Source organism: Aeromicrobium sp. MLTX1 (genome assembly GCF_046452335.1).
Lineage (GTDB): Bacteria > Actinomycetota > Actinomycetes > Propionibacteriales > Nocardioidaceae > Aeromicrobium.
Genome location: NZ_JBKFDN010000005.1, coordinates 21,540 through 28,850 on the forward strand (window position 1 = coordinate 21,540; position 7,311 = coordinate 28,850).

At 73.5% G+C, this 7,311-nt stretch carries 8 protein-coding genes; all 8 read right to left on the reverse strand.

Annotated elements, in window-relative coordinates:
* Positions 1 to 83 precede the first annotated feature (83 nt).
* Complete coding sequence (locus ACK99Q_RS17580; protein WP_410187395.1) at positions 84 to 950, reverse strand: copper transporter; 867 nt, start codon at positions 948 to 950, stop codon at positions 84 to 86.
* On the reverse strand, positions 947 to 2,113 hold the full coding sequence (gene steA / locus ACK99Q_RS17585) for a putative cytokinetic ring protein SteA (protein WP_410187396.1): 1,167 nt from the start codon (positions 2,111 to 2,113) through the stop codon (positions 947 to 949). The genes ACK99Q_RS17580 and steA overlap by 4 nt, the downstream gene beginning before the upstream one ends.
* Positions 2,114 to 2,191: 78 nt before the next feature.
* Positions 2,192 to 3,856 carry a DNA repair protein RecN gene (gene recN, locus ACK99Q_RS17590; protein WP_410187397.1) on the reverse strand — a complete coding sequence of 555 codons (1,665 nt, stop codon included), beginning with the start codon at positions 3,854 to 3,856 and terminating at the stop codon, positions 2,192 to 2,194.
* Complete coding sequence (locus ACK99Q_RS17595) at positions 3,856 to 4,776, reverse strand: NAD kinase (RefSeq protein ID WP_410187398.1); 921 nt, start codon at positions 4,774 to 4,776, stop codon at positions 3,856 to 3,858. Before ACK99Q_RS17595 ends, recN begins: the two co-directional genes overlap by 1 nt.
* Positions 4,773 to 5,609: a TlyA family RNA methyltransferase gene (locus tag ACK99Q_RS17600; protein WP_410187399.1), complete on the reverse strand. Its 837-nt coding sequence runs from the start codon at positions 5,607 to 5,609 to the stop codon at positions 4,773 to 4,775. Before ACK99Q_RS17600 ends, ACK99Q_RS17595 begins: the two co-directional genes overlap by 4 nt.
* Positions 5,610 to 5,613: 4 nt before the next feature.
* The gene (locus ACK99Q_RS17605; protein WP_410187400.1) at positions 5,614 to 5,793 is read right to left on the reverse strand and encodes a hypothetical protein; all 180 of its coding nucleotides are present in this window, start codon (positions 5,791 to 5,793) and stop codon (positions 5,614 to 5,616) included.
* A complete protein-coding gene (locus tag ACK99Q_RS17610; protein WP_410187401.1) occupies positions 5,790 to 6,785 on the reverse strand; it encodes an HAD-IIA family hydrolase in 996 nt (331 codons plus the stop codon). Before ACK99Q_RS17610 ends, ACK99Q_RS17605 begins: the two co-directional genes overlap by 4 nt.
* A complete protein-coding gene (locus ACK99Q_RS17615; protein ID WP_410187402.1) occupies positions 6,782 to 7,129 on the reverse strand; it encodes a single-stranded DNA-binding protein in 348 nt (115 codons plus the stop codon). Before ACK99Q_RS17615 ends, ACK99Q_RS17610 begins: the two co-directional genes overlap by 4 nt.
* Positions 7,130 to 7,311: the final 182 nt, after the last annotated feature.

Genomic DNA, 7,311 nt, shown 5'->3' on the forward strand with positions numbered 1-7,311 from the left:
CCACGGAACTCCAGCCTACCATCGCCGACCGAGGCCCGGGACCATCCGCGCCGAACGCCACGGTCCCGAGCCCCGATCCTGCCTCAGTTCGGAACGGGTCCGTCGGCCGCGCGTGACGTGCCCCACGCACCCGACTGGCCGGCGGCCTCGCGGACGAGCCCGAGCACCGAGGCGACGCGGCCGGTGCCCGTGTCGGTGACGTCGATCGTCGAGACGTTGGCGGCGGCGTCGCTGCCACGGACGGCGTTCACGACGCCGTTCTCGCCCGAGGAGACCGGCCCGACGACCGCCACGCCCTGGCTGCCGGCGTCGAGGCCGGCGACCATGCTGGAGACGACCGTGCCCTCTCCCCCAGACGACGATCCGGCGGGACCGGACACCACGAGCGCCAGCTGGGCCGAGACCTCGGGATCCTGCTCGACGGCGAGCAGGTCGCCCTCGGTGAACGCCGAGCGGATCGTGCGGGCGGTCTCGTCCAGCGAGCCGTCCCCCTTGGTCAGGTAGCCGCGCGCGATCGCCGCGCCGACCTTGCCGTAGTCGGTGGACTCGGACGCGGCATCGGGGTCGGACTGGGCCGCGACGCCCTCCGCGAACTGGCGGTTGGCCGGCGACAGCAGCTTGCTGGTGAGCTCGACCTGGCCGGTCACGCGGGCACCCGCGGTGGTGAGGTTCTCGATGAGCGAGTCGATCTCGTTGTCGCGCGCGCCCGGCGTGGTCAGCAGCAGGACGGTGCGGTTCTTGAGCTTGTCGCGCAGCTGGCCCGGAGCGGTCATCGACGCGTAGCCCGCGTCGAACCCGGCCAGCGCAGGGCTGATCTCCGCGGTGTCGGACGAGGTCGTCGTCGTGGCGGCGTCGCTCTCGTCGAGCAGCCCGGCCCCGACCGCGATGCCGGCGGCCAGCGCGAGCAGCACGGCTGCGAGGGAGATGACGTGGTAGCGCAGGTTGATCACGAGACGAGTCCTTCGGTCCAGGAGGAGACACGGTCGGCCACGGGCGAGAGCCACTCATGACCGAGAGGGGTGGTGGCCACGGCCGCCACGACGGCGATGACGCCGGCCAGCAGGAGCAGCAGCGGGACGAACCAGCTCAGCCGCTGGCGCGCGAACCAGGCCACGGACTGGGCGTCGACGACGCGCGAGCCCGCCCGGAGCCGGGCGATGAACGTGCCGGCCGCATCGGCCGTGTCGCCGTCGACGATGTCGACGAGGCGGGACGGTCCCCCGACCTGCACGATGACGGCGGCCTCGTTCTGGTCCGCGAGCAGCAGGGCCAGGTTCTCGGGCGTGCCCGCGGCGGTGAAGACCACGGGCTGGCGTCCGTGCGCCTCGAACTGCTCGGGACGGTCGAGCCGGCCCGACGCCGACACGATGACGACCTCCCCCGAGCGCTCGATCATCCGGCCGGAGAGCTCGTCGCCGCGTCCGACCAGCAGGTGCGGCCGCAGGCCCGCGTCGATCAGCAGCCCGGCACCGTCGCCGACGCCGATCAGCACGGGGTCGTGGTCGCGGACGAACGACCGGATCGACTTGAGATCCTTCGCCGCCTCGGGCCCGTCGGTGACGACGACCACGGGTCGACCCTTCATCTGCGTGGAGACCTCGGGGATGCCGGCGCCCTCGAGGAGCATGGCGCGGTCGCGCCGCAGGGTGTCGGCCGCGTTGGTGACGATCGAGTCGAGCTGGCTCGACAGTCCCGAGGACGCCTCGTCCAGCTGGTCGCGGACCCGCGACTCGGTCATCTCGACGCCGGTGGCCACGGTGGTCTCGCCGAGGTGGACGGTACCCTCGTCGACGCGCACGACGTCGCCGCTGCGGAGCGACTGCCAGACGACCTCCCCCACCCGATCGACGAGGGGGATGCCGGCGGCGGCCAGCACCTGCGGGCCGAGGTTCGGGTAGCGACCCGACGAGGACGAGGACACGTTGAGGACGGCGGCGACCCCGCGCTCGACCAGCGACTGGGCCGTGTCGGCGCCGAGGTCCGCCACGTCGATGACGACGACGTCACCCGAGCGCACCGAGGACAGGTCGGCGGCATTGCGGCACAGCCGCGCCGGGCCGACCACGCCGGGACCGTCGGGAAGGGCGCGCTTGCTGCGCTTCAAGATGGGCATGATGCCCTCCATGCAACCTGCGTTCTATGAGAGTTCACACCCGACACGCCGATCCGGGCCCCGAAAGTGACGTGACCCTCAGGCCGTGCGGGCGAGCTCGAGCAGCTCGCGGGCGTGCTCCTGCGCCGCCGCCGAGTCGTCCAGCCCCGCCAGCATCCGCGCCAGCTCGTCGACCCGCGAGTCGTGCTCCAGGCGCAGCACGCTGCTGCTGGTGACGGTGCCGTCGTCGGACTTGCTCACGACGAAGTGGGAGTCGGCGAAGGCCGCCACCTGGGGCAGGTGGGTGACGGCGATGACCTGCGCGTGCTGCGCGAGGCGGGCCAGGCGGCGACCGACCTCGACGGCCGTGCGGCCACCGATGCCGGCGTCGACCTCGTCGAAGACGAGCGTGGGCACCGGGTCGCGGCCCGCGAGCACGACCTCGATCGCGAGCATGAGGCGCGAGAGCTCTCCGCCGCTCGCCGCGCGGGCGAGGGGACGCGGCTCGGCGCCGCTGTTGGCGGCGAACCAGATCTCGACGTCGTCCGCCCCATGGGGTCCGGGGTCCCCGGGGACGACGCGGACCTCGAGGCGGGCCGACGGCAGGGCCAGGTCGGCGAGCTCGCGGCCGACCTCCTCCGCCAGCTGCTCGGCGGCGCGGGTGCGGGCCTTCGTGAGCCTGCCGGCGAGCTCGACCACCCGGCCGCGCACGGCCTCTGCCTCGGCCTCGAGTCGTTCGACGGCCGTGTCGTCGAGGTCGAGCTCGAGCACCTCGGCCCGGGCACGCTCCGCCCAGCCGATGACGTCGTCGAGGCCCGGCCCGTACCGACGCTGCAGCGCGGTGAGCGCGGCGCGGCGCTCCTGCACCGTGGCCAAGCCGGCGGGATCGAGGTCCACGTCGGCGGCGTAGGCAGCCAGCTCGGACGCGATGTCGGTGAGGTCGATCGCGGCGCGACGCAGCCGCTCGGCAAGCTCCTGGAGCCGGGGATCGTTCCCGGCGACGGGGTCGACGACGGACTTCGCGGCGGCGAGCGCGGCGGCGGCAGAGTTCTCGTCCTCGGACAGGGCGACGGACGCGCCGGCGGCGGCCGCGGCGAGCGCCTCGGCGTGCGCCAGCCGGTTCTCGCGCTGCACGAGCTCCTCGTCCTCGCCCGGCTGCGGGTCGACGGCGTCGATCTCGTCGAGGCCGTGGCGCAGCAGGTCGAGGCGCTGCAGGCGCTCCCCCGCGTGTGTGCGCAGGTCGTGCAGGCGCGCCCTCAGCTCGCGCAGGCGCTCGTAGTCGGGCTGGTACTGCGCGAGCAGGTCGGACACCTCGGTCCCGGCGTAGCGGTCGAGGGCGCCGCGCTGCTCCTGCGGCCGCACGAGTCGCTGCTGGTCGGACTGGCCGTGCACGGCGACGAGCGAGTCCGCGAGGCGCGACAGGAGTCCGGCCGGCACTGTCGAGCCGCCCGCCAGCGCGCGGCTGCGGCCCTGACTGGTGAGCACCCGGGCCAGCACCAGGTCGTCGTCGACCTGTCCCCCGGCCTCCTGGACGAGCGCGGCGACCTCGGGCGTCGCGACGACCGAGGCCTCGATGCGGGCGCGGTCGGCACCGCGGCGGACGAGGGCGGAGTCGGCACGCTCGCCGCGCAGCAGCCCGAGCGCGGTCACGACCATCGTCTTGCCGGCGCCGGTCTCACCCGTGATGACGGTGAAGCCGGGACCGAGATCGAGCTCGGCCTCCTCGATGACGCCCAGGGACGCGAGCCGCAGCGACTGCCACATCAGCGCTCTCCCGCGGCTCGTCGGGAGGCCTCGGAGGACCCGCGCCACCCCGAGACGGGCAGCTCGAACTTGCGCACGAGGCGGTCGGCGAAGGAGGCCGGGTGCACGCGCGCGAGCCGCACGGGCTCGACGCCCCTGCGCACCTCCACGCGCGCTCCGATCGGCAGGTCGGAGGCGCGACGGCCGTCGCACCAGAGCACGCCGGTGGCGGACTGTCCGACGACCTCGACCGCGAGGGTGGACTCCGGGGACACGACCATCGGTCGCGCGAAGAGCGCGTGGGCGCTGATCGGGACCATGAGCAGCGCGGACACCTCGGGCCACACCACGGGCCCGCCGGCGCTGAAGTTGTAGGCGGTCGAGCCGGTCGGCGTCGCGCAGACGACTCCGTCGCAGCCCATCCGCGAGACGGGACGACCGTCGATCTCGACGACGACCTCGAGCATGCGCTCGCGGGACGCCTTCTCCACCGAGGCCTCGTTGAGGGCCCAGTTCGTGGCGACGACCTCGCCGTCCTGCAGGACCAGGACGTCGACGGTGAGCCGCTCCTCCACGGTGAGGTCGCCGGCGATGACGCGCTGGGCGACGTCGGCCAGGTCCTCCTCGTCGGCCTCGGCGAGGAACCCCACGTGGCCCAGGTTGACGCCCAGCAGCGGCGTGCCGGTGCCCCGGCACAGCTCGGCCGCGCGCAGGATCGTGCCGTCGCCGCCGAACACCACGGTCAGCTCGCAGTCCTGTGCGGCGCCGGACGCGGCAGGCACGACCACCAGGTCGACCGCACCGGCCGCCTCCAGGGCCTCGGCCTCGCCCTCGAGGGCGCGCACCTGGAGGCCGGCCTCCTGGAGGGAGCCGGCGAAGTCGGCCGCGATCTTCGGCGCCCCGTTCCGCTGGGTGTGGACCGCGAGCAGCACGCTCCTCATGATCCGCTTCCTTCCTTCGGGTGCCGAGCCGCGAGGGGTCCGGCCGCGACGGCTGCGCGCGCCATCTCCTCGTCCGGCGCCGGGGCATCGGTCCTCAGCCAACAAAAGTACTCGACATTCCCGGCGGGGCCCGGCAACGGACTCGGCGCGAGGGCGCGCGTCCCCCAGCCGTTGGCCCACGCGGCGGTCGTCACACCGTGGACGGCACTCGCGTGCAGCTCGGGGTCGCGGACGACACCGTTCTTGCCGAGGTTCTCGCGCCCGACCTCGAACTGCGGCTTGACCATGAGCACCATGTCCCCGTCGGCCCGGCAGACCGAGGCCAGCGCCGGGATCACGAGCGTGAGCGAGATGAAGGACAGGTCGGAGACGACGAGGTCCACCGGTCCGCCGATGAGCTCGGCGTCGATCGAGCGCACGTTCGTGCGGTCGAAGACGTGCACGCGCGGGTCGGACTGCAGCGACCAGACCAGCTGGCCGTAGCCGACGTCGACGGCGACCACCTCCGCCACGTCGCGGCGCAACAGGACGTCGGTGAACCCTCCGGTGGACGCGCCGGCGTCGAGCGCACGACGGCCGGCGACGCTCAGACCCTGGGGCTCGAAGACCTCGAGTGCGCCGAGCAGCTTGTGGGCGCCGCGCGAGGCCCAGCCCGGGTCATCGCCCTCGCGCACGACGATCGCCTGGTCGGTGGTCACCTGGGTGGCCGGCTTGCTGGCGGCGTTCCCGCCGACCAGCACGCGGCCCTGCTCGATGAGCGAGGCCGCCTGGTCGCGCGATCGCGCGAGGCCGCGGCGGACGAGCTCGGCGTCGAGCCGCACCCGGCGGCTCACCGGATCACCCGCGAGTCCCCGACGAGCCGGCCAGCTGGTCGCGCAGGACGCGGTGCACGGCCTCGAACACCTGCGGGTGCTGAGCCACGTCGAGGTCGCCGAGCGTGTCCAGCAGCGCGACGGCCTCATCGATCGCGGGGCTCGCGGCCTCCACGGATCCGTCGCCGGTGGGTTCGGTCGTCATGCGTCGATTCTCTCATCGACCGTCACGTCGAGCCCCGATTCGTCGCGGCACGCCCAGCCGAGTCCGACGATCGCACGGAGCGTCTCCGTCTCGCTGCCCTCGTGGGCCACGCGGATCGCGCCGTCGCGGAGCTCGACGACGGCCCCACCACACCGTGCGGTGTCGCCATCGACATCGACGACCGGGTGCGGCTCGTGCAGCGAGGCGAGGCCGGCGGCGACGAGGTCAGGACGCTCCAGCGGGTCGGCGTTCACGACGTCGGCCAGGGTGTTGACGCCGGTCAGGACGAACAGCGAGGCGATGCCTGCCTGGCGTGCGCCGCGGATGTCGGTGTCGAGACGGTCGCCCACCATCAGCGGGGACGAGGGCGCGATGCGCGCCATCGTCTCCTCGAACAGCGGTGCATAGGGCTTGCCGGCCACGACGGGCTCGCGACCCGTGGCGAGCCGGACGGCGTGGACGAGGGCGCCGTTGCCGGGCGCGATTCCCTCGGCGGTCGGGATCGTGAGGTCGGTGTTGCTGGCGTACCAGGGGGTCCCGGCCTGAACGGCGTAGGCGGCCTCGGCGAGGTCACGCCAGCCGAGGTCGGGCATGTAGCCCTGCACCACTGCGGCCAGTCCCTCGGTGTGACGGTCGTCGACGGGCTCGAGGCCACGGGCGCGCAGCGCGCTGCGCAGCCCCTCTCCCCCGATCACGAGCACCGGCGAGCCCGGCGCGACGTCGTGGGCGATCACTCCGGCGATCGCCTGGGCCGAGGTGACGATGTCGTCGACCGAGGGATGCAGGCCGAGCGCGCGCAGGTGATCGGCGACGGCCTCGGGTGGCCGGTTCGCGTTGTTGGTCAGATAGGCCAGGCGCACGTCGCGCGCCTGATTGAGCGCCTCCACGGCACCGGGAACGGCGTCACCACCCCGGTAGACGACTCCGTCGAGATCCAGCAGAACCGCGTCGTGGGAGGCGACGAGCGGGCGGTCGGTCGCGGCCAGCGTCATGCTGTCGAGGCTACCGGGGGCTCGGGCAGCCGGGTCAGCGACCCGAGGTCGACGTAGACCCGGCTGGAGACGGCTCCGGACCGGCTGGAGAACAGTCGGCGCAGCTCGCCCTCGACCTCGATCCGGTCCCCCGGCTTCAGCTTGAGCGCCTTGGTGCGCAGCCGCGACGTCCACGCCGAGCAGTCGAACGTGTCGACGAGCTGACGCGAGCGGCGCTTGGCGGCTGCGCTGCGCTCGACGATGAGGCGGAACGAGACGAGCTCGTCCCCGCTGGGCAGGGTCCGCGGCTCGGCGGCGTCAGCCACTCGCCCGCGGAGCAGGACCTGGTTGTCGGTGTCGTTCATGTCGCCCAGCCTCGCGTGGCGACGGGGAACGACGACAGGGCCCACGCGACGCCTGTGGATGGCGCACGTGGACCCTGCGGTGTCTGTGGACGATCAGTCTTCGAGTTGTTGGAGGCGTTCGTGGGCGTCGGTGGTGTGGTGGGTGTCGGTGCCGGCGGCGCGGTGGAACCAGGTGATGGCGT

What these genes read in the sequence shown, in the direction of transcription:
- ACK99Q_RS17615 (WP_410187402.1), bottom strand. Translation starts at nt 7,129, where the DNA reads ATGAACGACACCGACAACCAGGTCCTGCTCCGCGGGCGAGTGGCTGAC.
- ACK99Q_RS17610 (WP_410187401.1), bottom strand. Translation starts at nt 6,785, where the DNA reads ATGACGCTGGCCGCGACCGACCGCCCGCTCGTCGCCTCCCACGACGCG.
- steA (WP_410187396.1), bottom strand. Translation starts at nt 2,113, where the DNA reads ATGCCCATCTTGAAGCGCAGCAAGCGCGCCCTTCCCGACGGTCCCGGC.
- recN (WP_410187397.1), bottom strand. Translation starts at nt 3,856, where the DNA reads ATGTGGCAGTCGCTGCGGCTCGCGTCCCTGGGCGTCATCGAGGAGGCC.
- ACK99Q_RS17595 (WP_410187398.1), bottom strand. Translation starts at nt 4,776, where the DNA reads ATGAGGAGCGTGCTGCTCGCGGTCCACACCCAGCGGAACGGGGCGCCG.
- ACK99Q_RS17605 (WP_410187400.1), bottom strand. Translation starts at nt 5,793, where the DNA reads ATGACGACCGAACCCACCGGCGACGGATCCGTGGAGGCCGCGAGCCCC.